Here is a 17,337-nt window from a genome sequence, read left to right on the forward strand (position 1 = left end):
ATTAAAACGGATTACCTATGAGTCTCTCTACGCTATCGATCAAGCGACCCGTTCTGGCCATTGTGATGAACCTGCTCATCCTGTTTTTTGGCTGGTTGGGATTTAAATACCTGGGGGTTCGCGAATTTCCATCCATCGATCCGCCTGTTATTTCAATTCGGACCAACTATGCCGGAGCCAATGCCGATATTATTGAGTCGCAGATTACAGAGCCCCTTGAAAAGCAACTGAATAGTATTGAGGGAATTAAGTCCATTAATTCGTCGAGCAGCCAAGGACGGAGCGAAATAACCGTCGAGTTTGCCATCGATGTCGATATGGAACGGGCGGCCAACGACGTTCGCGACAAAGTATCGGCTTCGGCCCGGACTCTGCCACTCGACATTGACGGACCGCCGATTGTGAGTAAGGCCGATGCTAACTCCGATCAGATCATGATTCTGACGTTACAGAGCAATACCCGCTCGCATCTGGAGGTCAATGAGTTTGCCGAGAATGTGATCGTCCAGCGCTTACAGACAATCAACGGGGTAAGTGAAGTGTCGATCATGGGCCAAAAAAAATACGCTATGCGAATCTGGATGGACCCCGATAAAATGGCGGCTTACAACATTACAGCCCAGGACGTAAAAACCGCTCTTGACCGCGAAAACGTGGAACTGCCTAGTGGTAAAGTTGTGGGCAGTAATACCGAACTGACGGTGAAAACCATTGGTCGATTCCGTACCGAAGAGGATTTCAACAACATGATTGTAAAAACTCTCGGCGACAACGTCATTCACCTGAGCGATATTGGCCAGGCCGAACTTGGCCCTGAGAATGAGGAGAGTGTACTCCGTCTGAATGGCATACCAATGATTGGGCTGGGTATCGTGCCACAGCCGGGTTCGAATCACCTCGATATTTCGGCCGAAGTCAATAAACGGCTGACCGATATTCGAAAAGACCTTCCGGCCGATTACAGACTTGACATCATGTTCGATTCAACCGTCTTCGTGAAGCGCTCGGTGGAGGAGGTGGGCGAAACTCTGCTGATTGCCATTGGTTTGGTTGTGCTGATCATCTTCCTGTTTTTCCGCGACTGGCTGGTGGCCTTCCGACCCTTGATCGACATCCCCGTATCGCTGGTCGGAACCTTCTTCGTGATGTACCTGATGGGCTATTCCATCAACGTGCTGACGCTGCTGGCAATCGTAATGGCGACCGGGCTGGTAGTCGACGATGGGATTGTGGTCACGGAGAACATTTTCAAGAAGATTGAGCAGGGGATGAATCCTATTGAAGCGGCCATCAAAGGCTCGAACGAGATTATTTTCGCCGTTCTGTCAACGTCCATTACTCTGTCGGCGGTATTCCTGCCTGTCATTTTTATGGAAGGCTTCGTCGGGAAACTGTTCCGGGAGTTTGGTGTCGTGATTTCCGTGGCTGTTCTGATCTCGGCCTTTGTATCGCTCACGCTCACCCCCATGCTGAACGCCTACCTGAACCGGAAAACCCATAAGAAAACACAGTTTTATAACGCGACGGAGCCGTATTTCGAAGCCATGACCACCGCCTACCACGACCAGTTGGTGAGCTTCCTGAAGGTTCGTTGGGTGGCACTGCCGATCATTCTGGCAACACTGGGTATGATCTGGTATTTTGGGAAAGACCTGCCTTCAGAACTGGCCCCGCTCGACGACCGGAACTGGTTTCGATTGAATATGACCGCTCCTGAAGGAACCTCATTCGAGTCGATGGACGATTACATGCTGCGGGTAGGACAGATGCTGGAGGATTCCATGCCGGGAAAGCAGGGAATTATGCTCGTGACGGCTCCTGGTAGGAGCGGATCCGGTAGCCCCAACTCAGGTAGTGGCCGGGTGTTTCTGGTTGACAAGATGGAACGAAAAGGACTCAGCCAGCAGATGATTGCCGACAAAACGACCAAATTGCTCAAAAAACTGCCTGATGCTAAATCCGTGGTTGTACAACAGCAGACCATATCGGTCGACAGTCGGGGTGGGTTGCCGGTTCAGTACGTCATTCAGGCGCCTGATTTTGAGAAATTGCGCGAATACCTGCCCCGGTTTCTGGAAGAAGCTCAGAAAGATCCCACGTTTACCTCTGTCGATGCGAACTTGAAGTTTAATAAGCCGGAAGTGAATGTATTTATTGACCGGGAGAAAGCAAAAGCGATTGGTGTATCTGTGGCCGATGTAGCCCAAACGGTGCAATTGGCGCTGGCTGGGCAGCGATTCGGGTATTTTACGATGACCGGGCGGCAATACCAGGTGATTGGTCAGTTTGATCGGGCCAACCGGAACGAACCACTCGACGTGACGAAAATGTACGTAAAAACCAATCAGGGGCAGGTGGTGCAACTTGACAACATTGTCCGGATGGACGAACAGAGCAGCCCTCCGCAGTTATTCCATTTCAACCGCTACATGAGTGCTACTGTACAGGCGGCACTGGCTCCCGGAAAAACCATTGGTGATGGGATTGCGGTTATGAACGCGGTTCGTAACCAGCTCAACGACCCTGCAATCCGTACCGACCTGAGTGGGGCTTCTCGTGATTATGCCGAAAGCCAGTCGAATACGCTGTTTTCATTTATTTTGGCCCTGGTACTGGTGTATTTTATTCTGGCTGCTCAGTTCGAAAGCTTTGTAGACCCTTTCATTATCATGCTTACGGTACCACTGGCCATTGGCGGGGCTGTTTTTTCGCTCTGGTATTTCAATCAGACGTTCAACATCTTTAGCCAGATCGGTATCATCATGCTGATCGGACTGGTTACGAAAAATGGAATTCTGATCGTGGAGTTTGCTAATCAGCTTCAGGAAGAAGGGATGTCGATCCGGGAAGCCGTCCTGGAAGCGGCCTCCCTACGCCTTCGCCCGATCCTGATGACCAGTCTGGCAACGATACTAGGGGCATTACCAATTGCGCTGGCGTTGGGGGCTGCCGGGCAGAGCCGTATGTCGATGGGGATTGTCATCATTGGTGGGTTGCTGTTTTCACTGGTGCTTACTCTGTTTGTGATTCCGGCCATGTATACCTTCCTGTCGCGCAAGCGGAAAGGCGATCCGACGGCGCAGGATGAGCTTTTTATCGAAGCAGAGCCTCCTGCCAAACCAATCGTAACGGTGTAAACATATATGTTTGGCAACCTGTGTGGGTACTTCCTATATTCATATTGTGAGAAGAAAATAGGATGTTGATACACATATATCGTTTCGTTCCTTATTTTGGTACGGGAATTGATAAAATGATTACCATCGCTTGCCTCAGCCGGTCAGTTGTTGCTTGAATCAGCAATGAAAACGCCTTTGGCAGTCCATAGAAAGAACGTTTAAGACCCCAATACCGTACTTGTATACTTGTTCAATTTGAAATTGTCTACTTCTTTATGATCTTAGGTGTACAACATGAAGCCCTACAATCTATTAATCGTCGAGGACGATCTAGATGATCAGCTTTTACTAAAACTTGCTTTTGCCGACGACTCAATTAATTATAAGCTCCTGTTTGTCTCATCGGTAGATGAATTTATTGAAAGCATACCATTATGGCCCGCTACACCAGACCTGATTTTGTTGGATATAAATATGCCGATATTAAATGGGTTTGAGGCTCTGACGTTTTTGAAAAGCTCAACCATCTATCGGCAGATTCCGGTTATTATGCTGACTACATCCGAAGTCGATTCGGATATTGATCGGGCCTATGAGTTAGGGGCCAGTGGCTATATTACAAAGCCTGATACACACACAGATTTGCTCAAAATTGCCGAACATATCCGAATGTTCTGGTTTGGTGTTGCTAAAATCCCGACTCGTCTGGCCTAATGAAATCGATTAGCGTGCCCCCAGGGCTACTGCGATTTTGGCTCCCGCTATTGCATTGTTTTTGATAAGGGCGATGTTTGCCTGCAAGCTTTCTCCCTGGGTATGGGTGGCAATGTAGTTTAGCAGAAAGGGGGTGATGTCTTTACCCGTAACCCGTTGGGTGATGGCAGCGGCTAGGGCCTGCTGGATATGGTCTTCCATTTCGTCGTTGGGTACCTGTTGATGTACGGGAACCGGATTCGCGATCAGCACTGAGCCATCAAGACCCAACTCCCATTTGGTTTTGAGCATATTCGCAATTTGTTCTGGAGTGTCGAGTCGGAGCGGTGACAAAAATTGGCTTTGATTGCTGTAAAAACCGGGAAGAGCGTCCTGCCCGATGGTAACGACGGGAACACCTTTCGTTTCCAGGTATTCAAGCGTAAGTCCAATATCCAGAATACTTTTAATACCGGCCGATACCACGGCTACCGACGTTTGCGCCATTTCAGTTAAGTCGGCCGATATATCCATGCTTTGCTCGGCACCCCGATGAACACCTCCGATTCCCCCGGTGACGAATAGCCGGATGCCCGCCATGGCGGCAATGCGCATCGTAGCGGCTACAGTCGTGGCACCATACAATCGTTGACTGAGCACAAAAGGCATGTCGCGCAGGCTTACTTTCCACACGTTCTCTGCCTGACCGAAATAGGCAAGCTGCTGGCGGGTAAGGCCAACATGGCATTTCCCATCAAACAAAGCAATAGTGGCCGGTATCGCTCCGTGGGCCCGAACCAGTTCTTCGACTTCCAGAGCCGTTTCCACGTTTTGCGGCCAGGGCATACCATGCGATATAATGGTCGATTCCAGAGCAACTACCGGCTTTCCCGCAGCAATGGCTTCGTTTACTTCAGGTTGTATGGCTAAATACGGATTCATACGTCTTTGTAGAGAGATGGCTGGTTACGGTTTTTGTGTATCAAAGACCACAGTTGTAACCGACTGGGCGCTGATTGGTAGTCGGGAAACCGATGCGGTACGTTTTTGGAGATCTACCGTAGCCGTTGTTTCGTAGATCGCTACGGAATTGAGTCGTTTAGGAAGCCCCTTCAACTGAAGTAGAGTGCTTGCTCCCGGATTGACTAAGACGAGGACCAACTGATGGCCGTTGGTGGTGCGGTAGGCCGAGACGAGTGGCGCAGTAGCCAGGCTGTCGTTTTGGTTGGCCTGAGCTGCTATACGGACCATTCCGGGCCGAACAAAACGAGCGTAGTTGCCTAGTGCCCAGAGCGTTTTAGAGGCCAGAATATCGCCATCAAACTGATTCTGGGCATTTTCGCCCATTTTCCCGTTTTTTTCCAGGTAGATAAGGCCGTCTTTGTAGTTGTTGGCACTCAGGGCTAGCCACCACTGCCACGAAGCTGCATTCGCCAGGGTTAGATCAGCATGAATTACCCGGGCCACATAAAGCGCGGTTTTCATGCCCAGGTCGCGGCCTCCGCCATTGATCTCCCCGTCATTATCGCCCAGTACACAGTATTCCGACTGCCAGAAACCAACCCCGGCCTGCCACAATTTCGCACTAAGCTGTTGCCGGGTCGACTGGAGAAGCCGGATGGGGGAGGTGGTGAAATAACTATGGCCACTCACCAGCCGTTCTACATTGGTTAGGTTACCGATGTAGTCGGGACTAGTGGAGGAGAACAAAGCGTCGATGACATTATCCTGTCCGGTTTGGCTCCGATTCGTACCACGTTGAGACAGATAATTCAATTGACCCGCTTCGCCTAGGGCCAGATGGGTACTGAGTTTACGACGGGTGAGTTCCTGGCTAAGAGCACGTGCCAGATCGGCCATGTCGGCGTTGGTGGCAGGCGTACCTTCCTGCGAAGCCATCGTTTGGCCTTTCTTAATACCCCAGTCCCATTGGGGTTCGTTGAAAGGACTGAGGTAGTGCATGGGCCAGCCTTTTTGGTCGAAATACTGAACCACATCGGCCAGAAAGCGCGTGTAGTCGCCGAGCCGTTGGCGGTTAAAGTTATACTCTCCCAATTTGCCCGACGCGTAGGCTTTACCGTTGGCCGTAAACTGAATTGGTGGCGAGTTGGTGAAACCCAGCAGATAAGGGACCTTACGTTGATGGGCAGCTTCTACAAACCATTGCTGGCCAGCCTGTTTCGACCAGTCGTAGGTGCCATCGGAGCGTTGAAAACACTCGGACCGGCGCCAGGGACTCTGAATACCGCTCGAATCGCCCTGTTCGGTGCTTCCGGCCCCGATATTGAACCGCCACATCGACAGCCCGATGCCTTTAGGACTACCGGACGCGTCGGTATCCAGGCTGAATAGCCAGTCGGCAATCTGCTGGCGGTTGGCTAGTGAATAATTTGTACCGACAAACTGTGCCGACCAGCAGTCCGATGCGCCGAAGCTGTGGATGGTCTGATAGGTTTGTCCGGGCTGAAGGGTAATGACCAGCGGGGTAGGGTAGGCGGCCTGTTGGGCCAATCCAAGGGGGCTCTTTGCCAGCAGAAAAATCAGCGTTACAAAGGCCGTTATTCGTGATAGGAACATCAGAAAGAGCGAGGAAACGGGTCCGGTGATGTATTCAGACAAAAGAAGTGATAAAAGCGCAAACTACCTGCATACGGAACCGACACAGATGCGGAAACTGGAAAGGACAAGTAAAGCCAGAGTGATCGGCTTCGGATGGACGGTGGCTAACGCATTCCTTTTTGTAACTGGAAGAATTTGGTAAAGAACTGTAATTGTTTACTTTACACCATTCGTTAAATACCTTATCTTCGACCAGCCAACTATACCCTTCCTCGTTCTGAATATGTTTCCGCATTCTTTGATTCGACTTATCAACTGTAGTCTTTGGCTGGCCTGTCTGCTCACGGCCCGTTTATCTATTGCGCAGGTGCAGACCATGGATACCATGCAAACCGATGAGCGTATTGTATTCCTGCGAGCCGTTTCCCGGAAATATTTTGCTGATACGACGAAGGTGATGGCCATGTTGGATAGCGCCCGTACCTTCTGTGAAGATCGGGACGATGCGTTTATGGTCTGGTATGTAACGCTTCTACAAGTGCATTATCAGTATATCTATCAGCATAATGAACTCCCCCAAAAGATTGCCTTTCTGAAAAGTAAACAGGCTTATTTTGACCAGTCGCCTTATCCGGTTATTCGGGCTACCTATTACTGTCACCTAAGCAATGAATATTTCCGAAATCTGGAATTCACAGAAGCCTTTAAATTTTACTTTCGTTCTAGGCAAATTTTTGAGCAGATTGGCTATCAGGATATACCCGAAGCCGTCGATTACCTCTATTATTTCTTTCGCTTTCACTACTATTTTGAAGATTACCGGACGGCGATTCATTATGTCAGCTTAGCCGAAAAATACAATAAATGGAAGCTGATTGCGGATTGGTTTTTAATCAATAACCGGGGGGTGGCGTATTTAAAAATTAATGACTATTCAAACGCAAAAAAAGCGTTTTTAGAAACCATTGCCGTGGCTAAAGCGGGGCACAATGATACGTATGTGGGCATTGGGAGCGGCAATTATGGCAATACGCTACGGCTGGAGGGAAAATTCAAAGAATCACTCCCATACCTGTATAAAGATGTGGCGATCAACGAGAAAGAAGTGCCCGATAATTCAGCGATTACCTGCCTGTACATCGCTTATTCACTCATTAAGCTCGATAGTCTGGCCAAAGCCCAGACCTACATAAAGCGGTCACTTCAGTTACAGCCCAACTGGTTCTGGAGTAATTACGGGCCCATGTATTATGAGGTGAACGCGCTCTATTATCAGAAAGCAGGCAACCTGGAAGCGGCCATCCGGTATAAAGATTCGCTGGTCGTCAAGAAGGATTCGCTTCGGCGAATTTTTGATAATCGGTTGCTGGCGGCCGCCCAGGCACAGATGGCTGCCGAAAAATACCTCAACGACTTAGCCAATATTGAAGCGGAGAAGGATAATGCCCTGCTCCGGCGAAATATCTTCATTGCTGTCCTGGTCATTGTAACCATTGCCATCATTTACGCGGTCAATCAACGGCGAAAGCGGGAAAAACAGGCACAGGAGGCCGAGAAGAAACGGGCCGATGATTTGCTGGCTCATGCAACAGAGCAATTGGCTCTGTATATGGAAAACCTGAAAGATAAAAACGAGCTCATCGAAAAAATGACGCTTGAACTCACTCAATCAGAATCCCATTCACCGGAAGCAGCTATTGTTGATACCCGAATCGAATCCTTACGCCAGAGTGTAATTCTCACTGAAACTAACTGGCTTGAATTCAAGCAGTTGTTTGAGCGGGTCTACCCGCATTTCTTCGATAATCTACTCACAAAGTATCAGGATCTAACCCCCGCCGAAGTTCGGTTACTGGCCTTGCTCAAACTAAATATCGCATCTCGCGAAATGGCTTATATGCTGGGGGTCTCCATTGAATCCTTACGCAAATCTCGGTATCGCCTGCGAAAAAAACTGGAGACACAACAGGCCGACACTGACCTTCGGGGGCTTATTGAGCATTTGTAGTGGTATCTCCTGAAGGTGAGGTTAAGCCCGCTGAAAATCCGGTTATTTTCGCTTGAAATGGCCATTCTCGAGCTTGTCCACGGTTTTGTCCACGCTAGTTTGCGTTGCCGTCCACGATTTTGTCCACGTCCAGCATTGGGTTTTGTTCAAGAATTGGAGGTGTTTTACATCGTTGCTTTTGACCTAATACACTGCAGCGATGCCTTCCTTCTTTCAAAATCCCGTCGACCGTAAATGGCTGATCATATTGGCCATAATCCTCCTGCTGTTCATCTTTCTGGGCTATTGTGTGTGGCTCTATTATAGCTACCATGTAAAAAAACTGGACCATCAGAAGCTTATCCTGCTGCCCGATAGCTATCCGTGGCGCGTAGTGGGCGTGTGGATGCGGTTGAAAGAGACCGTGAAGATGACGTGAATCACCCGAATAGCCAGCACATACTGTGTTCTAAAATGAACCCTCCTCTAACCCATGAAACAAATCGTTACTGTCGGCTGTCTGTTACTCTTTTGCTGGACTGGAAGGCGAACCTGTCTGGGCCAAAACCTGGACCCGAACGCCTATAAGGGTGGGGAAAACAAGCTAAAACTGACGGGGGGACTGTCGGCTAATATGGTCTACACGTCTAACCAGGCCTCGACGATTACGCCGGTCAGTTATTTTGTGAGCGGCAATCTCAATTTGACCTATAAGACGTTTACGCTGCCATTTAGCTTCAACTATTCCAATCGGACGTTTTCGTATAGCCAGCCTTTTTCGTTCAATTTTGTCACGTTTCGTCCGACCTACAAGTGGATTTCGGCCGAGATCGGTACCTGCTTCATGACCTTTTCGCCCTACTCACTGAATGGACATCAGTTTCAGGGCGCCGGGGTCAATCTGACACCTAACCGTTGGAGTATCAGCCTAATGTATGGCCGACTGCTGAAAGCTACAGAAGGCGACCTGCTGGCTACAGTTCCGGTCATACCCACCTACCGACGGATGGGAGCGGGACTGAAAACGCAGTACCGAACGGATAAATATACCGTTGGTCTAACCCTGTTCAGGGCATCCGATAATCCGGCTTCGTTGCCCGGCTTGCCAGACAGTCTGCGCCCACAACCCAAAGGAAATCTGGTAGTTGGCCTGGATTTCAGTACCACATTGTTTAAACGATTGCAACTCAATGGCGAATACAATTCCAGTTCGCTGAATGCCGATAAAAATCAGGTCAGCGATGAAAGCATCAGCCGGAAGTCGCTGTCGGGTTTGTTTTTCAGACGTGGCGTAGATGTACAATCCTACAACAGTATTCGGCTGGGACTGAATTATAATCTGGTTCGGCTGGGTGGGATAATCGGGATTGATTACCAGCGCGTTGATCCCGATTATGTGACACTGGGCGGATACTATTTCGTCAACGATATCGAGAACATATCCCTCCGATACAGCCAAACCCTTTTCTCCGGGAAAGTTAATTTTTCGGGTAGTGCCGGACTTCAGCAGGACGACATCGAGCATAAAAAATCATCCAGCCAGCGAAGGGTGGTTGGCATGGCGACGATCAATGCCAACCTGAGCCCGAAACTATCGGTTGGTTTCAATTTTTCGAGTTATACCTCGTATGCCTTTATCCGGACGGCCTTCGATAATATTCGCAAGCTGAATCCATTCGAGCAGCTGGATACCCTGAATTACCGGCAAATCAACCAAACAGTTTCCACGAATATCAACTACGCCATTTCCAGTACCGAAACGGCTGTTCACGGCCTGAATCTGAGTGCGTCGTGGATGGAATCGGTGAGTAAGCAGGGCGATATTGTTCGTACCGGGCAGGAGTCGGGGTTCATTAATTCGTCGCTGCTATACAATTACGCGCAGCCTAAACGGACGCAAAGTTTTGGGCTTGGGTTAAACGGAAGTTATAACAGTATCGGCACCCAGCAATCACTGTCGATTGGTCCGTTGTTCAATTTTCAGAAAAGCTTTCTGGCCAATAAGCTAACCACGAACGCATCCCTGGCTTATATCTATACTAGCGATCAGGGGTATGATACCCAGACGGGAGCTGTCAACCTACGCGGAAGTGCCGCCTACAAGGTGGATAAGATGAACAGCTTTGCGGGTAACCTTGGCTTTACGCAGTTAGCGGGTAGTGGTCTGAGCGCCCGAAGTTATGTTTCGCTGACGGTCGGTTATGTCAATCGTTTTTAACGCTGGATACGCATGCGATACTTCCGTTTCATAACCCTATATAGCCTGTTGTTCCTGGTCGGACTGCTGACGGACGGGTATGCTCAGCATTTTCCGGTGCAGGCTACCTTTTACGCCAAACCCCCGTATCCAATCAATCTGTCCGACTATGCGAATCCGCTGGGGCAGAACCTGAGTCTGAAAGTAATTCTGCGCGATCTGAATCTTGGGCCTACGCAAGTCTATTTTCGATTTACTGTTACGGGCGGAGGGCTGGCTCTGAGCAACCCACCCCGACTGGGTAGCCAACCTGTTTTTACGTTAACACCAGGCTTTGTGCAAACCTTTACCCAGGCCGATTTCGGACGCTACTTTAGCTGGGAAAATCTTGGCGTTTCACCCATCGTATATAGCAAGCCGTTAGGGGAAGGTATTTATACATTTTCGGTCGACGTGATCGATGTGCTGACCAATAAATCGCTGTCGGGGGCGGTCCCTTTACCTCCCGTCTGGCTGGTTGTGAACGATCCGCCTTTGCTTACATTTCCGGCCAATCAGAGCCTGGTTAAGGTGCTCAATCCACAGAATACGGTTTTTCAGTGGATGCCCCGCCAGCGTCAGGCAAACGCCGTCGAATACGATTTCGTGCTAACCGAACTCATTGTTCCCGCAAACTACGGCGGCAATCTGCAAAACTTGTTTTTAGCGCAGCCACCCTACTACAAGACGACTACCACCAATACTACGCTGCTGTTTGGACCGGGCATGCCTCCGCTGATTCCCGGACGAACCTATGGATTTCGGGTGCGGGCCAGGGCCAGAATGGGCTTTGAGGATGTGGGTATTTTTCGCAATGATGGCTATAGCGAGATTTTTACGTTTACCTATGGCGAGAAGAACCGGGCACCCAGCATTACGACGGCCCGATGGGATGTCGATGGAAAGGCAGTGGTGGTCTGGTCGGGTGTTGATCAGCAAATTCGGTACGATCTGCAATACCGCGATCCATTTGCCAATGTGGTCAATGCCATAGCGAGTGCAGCTACGCCGATCACCACTAGTACGACCAAATCGGGTAATTCCTCTTCCGGGAGTACTGCCACAGCGCCAACGTCGATTCTATATAACCTGGAAAACCCAACCCTGACGAAGCTGGGAAACAACACATATTCGGCAAAGATCGCGCTGGATAATACCAGAGCCTACAATTTTCAGGTGGGTGGAATCACGGCCCAGGCAACCGATCAGATGCTGTATTCAACCCCTGTCTTTTTAGCAAAAATGGATTGGACAACGGTATCGGTGGCGGGTATCACGCGCGACAACAACGACTATCTGGCCCAGCTAACGGGCAAAAGTCGGAAGAAAAATCCGAATCCTATGGTGGCTACCTGTCAGAACCCGACCGTTACGCCCACCGATCAAACCAAAAATAACATAGCTATCGGCGACACCCTACACGTTGGCGGAACTGATGTGCGGGTTGTTTCGACCGAGTACGCCCAGGCCATGATTAAAACGACGGGGGGCGGTAGCAGCGCCATCAAACTGTATTTCTCCGAAAACTTCCTGATCAATCAGTACAACGAGGTGATTTCCGGCTATTTGACCAGCGAGCCGACCGGAAAACGGATTTCACTAGTAGATGTCAATGCGGGTATGTCGGGCGATGTGAACGACCAAACAATCAAAAGTCTCGGCGTTCAGATCGATTCGCTTAAAACGCTGGGTAACCAGATTTTCGACGAGTCAAAGAACAACGTACAGAATCATGTGGGTTTCATCCTGCGGGTGAATTTTCAGCTGGTAAGTTTGAAAAACCGACTCTCGGAGAAGCAAACAGCCCTCACGACCTGCCTGAATACCGTTGTGAATCAGCTTGCAACGGAAACGAACACTCAGAAAAAACAGGACCTGCAAAAACTGCGAACCCTATTGCAGACACAGGTAGCTGAAAATGGACGCAATCTGACGAATCTGACCACGTATCTGGATAATTACCTGCTGCTCGGGGCCGATGTGGTGTCGATACTGCTCCCCAAACTTTTTATGCTTTAACTGGCTGTTGACCAACCCTGACCCGATTTGCTACTATCGATATGACTTTCTGGAAATCCATCTGCCAACTGAAATTCCTTTCCGTCGTTCTGGGCTTGCTGTGTAGCTCCTTTTTGGCGTTGGGCGAGAACGAAAACCCCGGCAAAACCCCGGCCCCGCCGGCTAACGAAAAGAACGCAACCTCTGCAATGGCACTGCAAACGGCGCTGAACCAGAGCTTGAGCGTTCAGAATCTGAGCGGGATGTCCCGTTTGCTGGCGCCTTCAAAAATTCAGGTGGCCGATCTGTCGCAGGAAGCCAAAGACGCCAAAAACCTGTTCGATCAGTTGCAAAGCCAGGGTAAACTCCTATCGACACTGACCAACTCCGCCCTGCAAACCCTGCCCTTTGCCGTACCCATAGACAATACCAGCCAGGGGTATCTGATGATCAAAAAAGCGACCTTTTTCTCCGACCACGTCGAACTCGATGTGTATGCCCGACTGCTGCTGGGGGATCAGGAGATTTACTTCGGAGCTACTGGGGTCAAGTACGTAATGGCATCGGGCATGGCCGGAACGGTGGGGCTGGTGATGCTGGGTACGCAGGAGTTCTCGAATACGCAATACAAAGTAAGCCTGACTGGGGGAAGTATGAAAACCACGCCCCCGGGCAATGCATCCCAGCTGAAAATTAACTGCGGCAGCTTTGCCGGGCTGGTGATCAAAGGAAACCTGGAACTTAATAAAGACACGTTTCTGAAGCTGGACGACAAAGGGTATCCGATGCCCGACGGAACAGCCGCTGTTGTCTCGTCGCCGATTGATTATCAGGCAACAGCACTAACCGGACTGACGGTGCCGGTAAAAAATCCGCTGGCGTTTACCCTAAAGAAGTCGCAGACGGTGATGGGTTTTTCGCTAAGCAACGTCTCGTTCGACTTCTCCGAAAAAGCAACTCCTTCGGCTATTACATCGACTGTCGGTTCATTTTTGGGAAACAATTCCAATATGATCAATCAATGGACGGGCTTGTTCACTACGGCATCGACGGTATATGTTCCGATGTTTTTTATTCCGGCAACACCCAAAGACCCTACGCCCATACGCCCCAGCTTTCAGGCGGGCGTACTACTGCTCGACGACTCCGGATTGTACATGAATGCGTCAGGAACCGGCATTGCTAATTTCAGCCAGTTGGGTGGTTCGCCCATGACGATTGATCAGATCAGCTTTACGCTGGCGAAAAGCAATTACAGCAACTTTAGCCTGTCTGGAAAGATGGGGGTACTGGCGGCCAAAAGCCCGTTCAAGAAAAATGATAAATCATACGATTTCAGTACGCTGTCTAAAGACGAATACCTGACCTACGCTGGCAGCCTGGACGATAAGTCGCAAAGCTTTTCCCTGAAAGTGAACCAGCAGGACAACATGTACTTCCTGGGCGCTAAATCGACCCTACGCGACGACTCGAAAGTAGACTTTGTAGAGGACACCCCAACTTACCGAAGCGCCAAGATTAGTACGGATGGAAATGGGACAACAACCTCAACGGGTGGAAATGAGCTTAATCCATTTACCAGCGCCGATTTGCCCGGTATGCAGACTGTAAATGCTAACCCTAACGGCTTAACTACAGGTAATCATACGCTACAGGCCAGATTAGTAACACCGAAACTGAGTTTTCGGTATGTGATTGGGCTGGATGTGGATGGTAAGGAAGTCAGTCATAATGACAAGGGTTCGAACACCGACAAAATTCTGTCTTTGGGCGTATTTCTAGTTGAGGATCTGCAGCTTGGTTACTCATTTCTAAGCAAGAAAGTCATTTTCAAGTTTACACGCATGGGCTACGAACAGTCGGGGAATGCCCCCGTGTTCGGCAAATTTGGTCTGAAACAGGCGATGTTGACGTACAACGAAGTTTCCAAAGAATGTACGGCGAATCTTACGTTCTACGCCAACGTCAATCCGTTTAACAAACAGGAGGCCTTTGAGGGCTTCGGTAATGCCCTCGACAGGTCAGCATCATCAACCAGCAATTCATCAACCAGCAATTCATCAACCGGTAATTCATCAACCGGTAATTCATCAACCGGTAATTCATCAACCACCCCCTCACCAACCGGTACCTCACCAACCACTCCTTCACCAACTACCCCCTCATCAACCGGCAATTCATCAACCGGTAATTCATCAGCCAGCAATTCACCAACCACACCTTCATCAACTGGTACCTCACCAACCAGTACGACAGGTACCTATATCAACATCGTGTTTGGGGTCGATGTCAACTTCAATTGGGCTGTCAATGACAACCTGAATAGTTTAAACTATGAAGCTCAATTTACGGGCATTGCGCTCAGTACATTCAGGATACAGGGTGATGCCATGGGCTTTGTGATCGATGGCTCACTCGACTATGAGCGAGACGAAGACGACCCCAAGTTGTTTGTCATACAAGGTGCTCTTACGGCAGGGTTTAAAATTCCGGGTCTGAAAAAAATTGTGACAAATGGAAAAGCCTCCACGGCGAAATCCAAAGAAGATACTCCCCAGCTTCAGGTCAACTTTCTGTTAGGTCGGGCTCAGGAAGAGTCGACTAAGGAATACTTCATGTATGCGTACTTCGATTTTCTGCTTAGTTTCGGCGATAATGGTCTGGTTATTGGCCCCGATGTGTTTCTGAACGGCTTCGGTGGGGGGCTTGCCATCAACATGATGCAGACCAACAACTTTGGATCGCGCTACTCGATGACGGGCATGGAATATGCTCCCCGAAGGCGGACCTACGGTGGGATGTTGGCGGTCACCTTCTATGGGGGGGGGAATTCCACACGCGGTACGTTGGGCATCTACGTCGAAGGAGCCAAAGCTACCAAAGACGATAATGGCAACGTAGAGCAGGGGGGAGGCTTCCGAAGGTTACAGATTTTTGGTACTGTCGAGTTTGCCCGCGATAATACGCAGCTACAGTCTTCCACACCCCAGCAGGCCCTACTCGATGCGGGTGCAACGAAGCAGAACAGCACACAATCCCCGGCCAATAATCAGAGCGGTACACCAACCCCGGCCAATAACACCTCTACACCAGCCCAGAATGAAGCTCTTTATAGACAACAGATCGAGGGAGCGGTCAAGATGCTCAATGTATCGCTCGACGACAAGTTTGCCATTCTGAAACTGGCGCTCACTTTCGATGCCAGCACCGACGACCTGATCATCGAAGGCTCCGCCTTTGGCTTCATGCACGTCCCGTTAAGACCCGAGGAGAAAGATAGTAATGGTATCGTAATAGAAAAAGGTGACAACAACCGCTCGTATGTACGGGGTATTGCCGCCGGTGATGACTCTGGCTTTATGGGCATGATTGCCTTCCGTTTGCAAATAGAAAATGCCGTGAAGGAGGGAAAAGAAAATGCGGGCAAGGAAAAGAAAGATAAGAAAAACGAGCCCAATCCCGTCAATGGGTACCTCTGGATTGGTCGGCCCGATCAGCCACTGGCTATTGAAGTCAATATTAATGTAGGCAATGAGAAAAACCCCACGTATCTACATATTGCCGCTTCACTGTTCATTGTGGGAGGTAACGTGCCGCTACCAACCAATCAGGTTGTGCTCACACCCATAGTGGAGGATGCCAAAACACAGATCAACGAAGAATTGCAAAGCCGGGGTGAGCAACCCATCGAGTTTAACCTGCCCGTAACCGTCACGCATGAGGGTACATCTTACTTCAGCCTCGGGCTTTCGCTCGAAGGATCCGTCGAACTGACGGCCAATGCCAAAGCCGTTGGGGCGTACTTCAAACTTGCATTGGGAGTAGCCTTAGTCGTGACTTACGACAAGGCCTATAACTCCTGCAACGACTCGCACTGGTTAGGGTCGGGGGTGTTTCATGGATCGGGTGCATTGGGGCTGGAAGTGAACATCCGAGGGTCGCGTCAACGATACGAAATCGCACAATTCACCCTGACAGCCGCCGGTGCGTTTGATTTCAAAGGCAGCTATGGAGCCGTAATGTATGAGTATAGTCTGTTGGGCGGCATTGTGGAAGGACGAGGATTTGCCACCTTCGGCGATTCGCCCTGCCTGAGTTCCAACCTTCGCACGTATGCGGTCAACAGCCGGGTCAACTTAGTGAAAGCGACGGTACCTTACACCGAACCCATCCGATCGGAAACATCGAGCGAAGCCCACTCTGAGTATAGCGGCACTGTCCGACGGCACGAAGCCATTATACTCGTAACAGACCCGCAGATCGCCATGTATGAAGCCTGTAACGTTGAGCTGGACGGTGGTCAAACACTCGAAAACGTGTTCATTGCCATCAATTACTACGCCGAAACTAGCGGAACAGGGTTGGCCCGTCTACCGTCTCAGCAACAACGGTTCGCTACGTTCTTTGTATCGAATGGTCCAGAGGTCGATATAGACCCTCGCAAGATGTACAGGAAAATGTCAACGCTGCACGACGCGAATGCCCGAATTACGCTGGGAGCGATCCTGGTCATTACCGACGGCAGCCAGCAGGAGAACAGCTCCGCCTGGAAGCCCATCGAAGGGTCCGACTTCCAGCAGGAATACCGATTCACCTTCCGAACCAACGATAATGTTGATCCTAATGTAGCCGCAAATCTTAAGAAAGATAACCGGTGGTATTACATCAACCCAGTTGACCTGGCTAAGGCAATCGGAGCCGCCAGCAAACGATAGCCTTAGCGCCCCATAATAGCATGACCCAAC

At 49.9% G+C, this 17,337-nt stretch carries 9 protein-coding genes; 7 read left to right on the plus strand and 2 right to left on the minus strand.

The window, feature by feature from the left end; all coding sequences use genetic code 11:
• Positions 1–17 precede the first annotated feature (17 nt).
• The gene (locus B5M13_RS14705) at positions 18–3,137 is read left to right on the plus strand and encodes an efflux RND transporter permease subunit (RefSeq protein WP_080056395.1); all 3,120 of its coding nucleotides are present in this window, start codon (positions 18–20) and stop codon (positions 3,135–3,137) included.
• Positions 3,138–3,413: 276 nt separating this feature from the next.
• The gene (locus B5M13_RS14710; RefSeq protein WP_080056396.1) at positions 3,414–3,833 is read left to right on the plus strand and encodes a response regulator; all 420 of its coding nucleotides are present in this window, start codon (positions 3,414–3,416) and stop codon (positions 3,831–3,833) included.
• 9 nt (positions 3,834–3,842) lie between these two features.
• Here B5M13_RS14710 and B5M13_RS14715 read toward each other — a convergent pair whose 3' ends face one another.
• Complete coding sequence (locus tag B5M13_RS14715; protein ID WP_080056397.1) at positions 3,843–4,754, minus strand: pseudouridine-5'-phosphate glycosidase; 912 nt, start codon at positions 4,752–4,754, stop codon at positions 3,843–3,845.
• Positions 4,755–4,778: 24 nt separating this feature from the next.
• Positions 4,779–6,389: a glycoside hydrolase gene (locus tag B5M13_RS14720; protein ID WP_080056398.1), complete on the minus strand. Its 1,611-nt coding sequence runs from the start codon at positions 6,387–6,389 to the stop codon at positions 4,779–4,781.
• 265 nt (positions 6,390–6,654) lie between these two features.
• Between B5M13_RS14720 and B5M13_RS14725 the strand changes: the two genes are divergently transcribed.
• From B5M13_RS14725 to B5M13_RS14745, 5 genes are all read left to right on the plus strand, one after another.
• The gene (locus tag B5M13_RS14725; RefSeq protein WP_080056399.1) at positions 6,655–8,379 is read left to right on the plus strand and encodes a helix-turn-helix transcriptional regulator; all 1,725 of its coding nucleotides are present in this window, start codon (positions 6,655–6,657) and stop codon (positions 8,377–8,379) included.
• A 199-nt stretch (positions 8,380–8,578) separates the two neighbouring features.
• Entirely contained in the window at positions 8,579–8,797 is a 219-nt protein-coding gene (locus tag B5M13_RS14730; protein WP_080056400.1) for a hypothetical protein, read from the plus strand.
• A 54-nt stretch (positions 8,798–8,851) separates the two neighbouring features.
• On the plus strand, positions 8,852–10,576 hold the full coding sequence (locus B5M13_RS14735; protein ID WP_080056401.1) for a hypothetical protein: 1,725 nt from the start codon (positions 8,852–8,854) through the stop codon (positions 10,574–10,576).
• A 12-nt stretch (positions 10,577–10,588) separates the two neighbouring features.
• Entirely contained in the window at positions 10,589–12,613 is a 2,025-nt protein-coding gene (locus tag B5M13_RS14740) for a hypothetical protein (RefSeq protein WP_080056402.1), read from the plus strand.
• Positions 12,614–12,654: 41 nt separating this feature from the next.
• Positions 12,655–17,307 (plus strand): hypothetical protein, encoded by a 4,653-nt coding sequence (locus tag B5M13_RS14745; protein WP_080056403.1) that lies wholly within the window; start codon positions 12,655–12,657, stop codon positions 17,305–17,307.
• The last annotated feature ends 30 nt before the right edge of the window (positions 17,308–17,337 follow it).

This window comes from Spirosoma aerolatum (assembly GCF_002056795.1).
GTDB classification, from domain to species: domain Bacteria; phylum Bacteroidota; class Bacteroidia; order Cytophagales; family Spirosomataceae; genus Spirosoma; species Spirosoma aerolatum.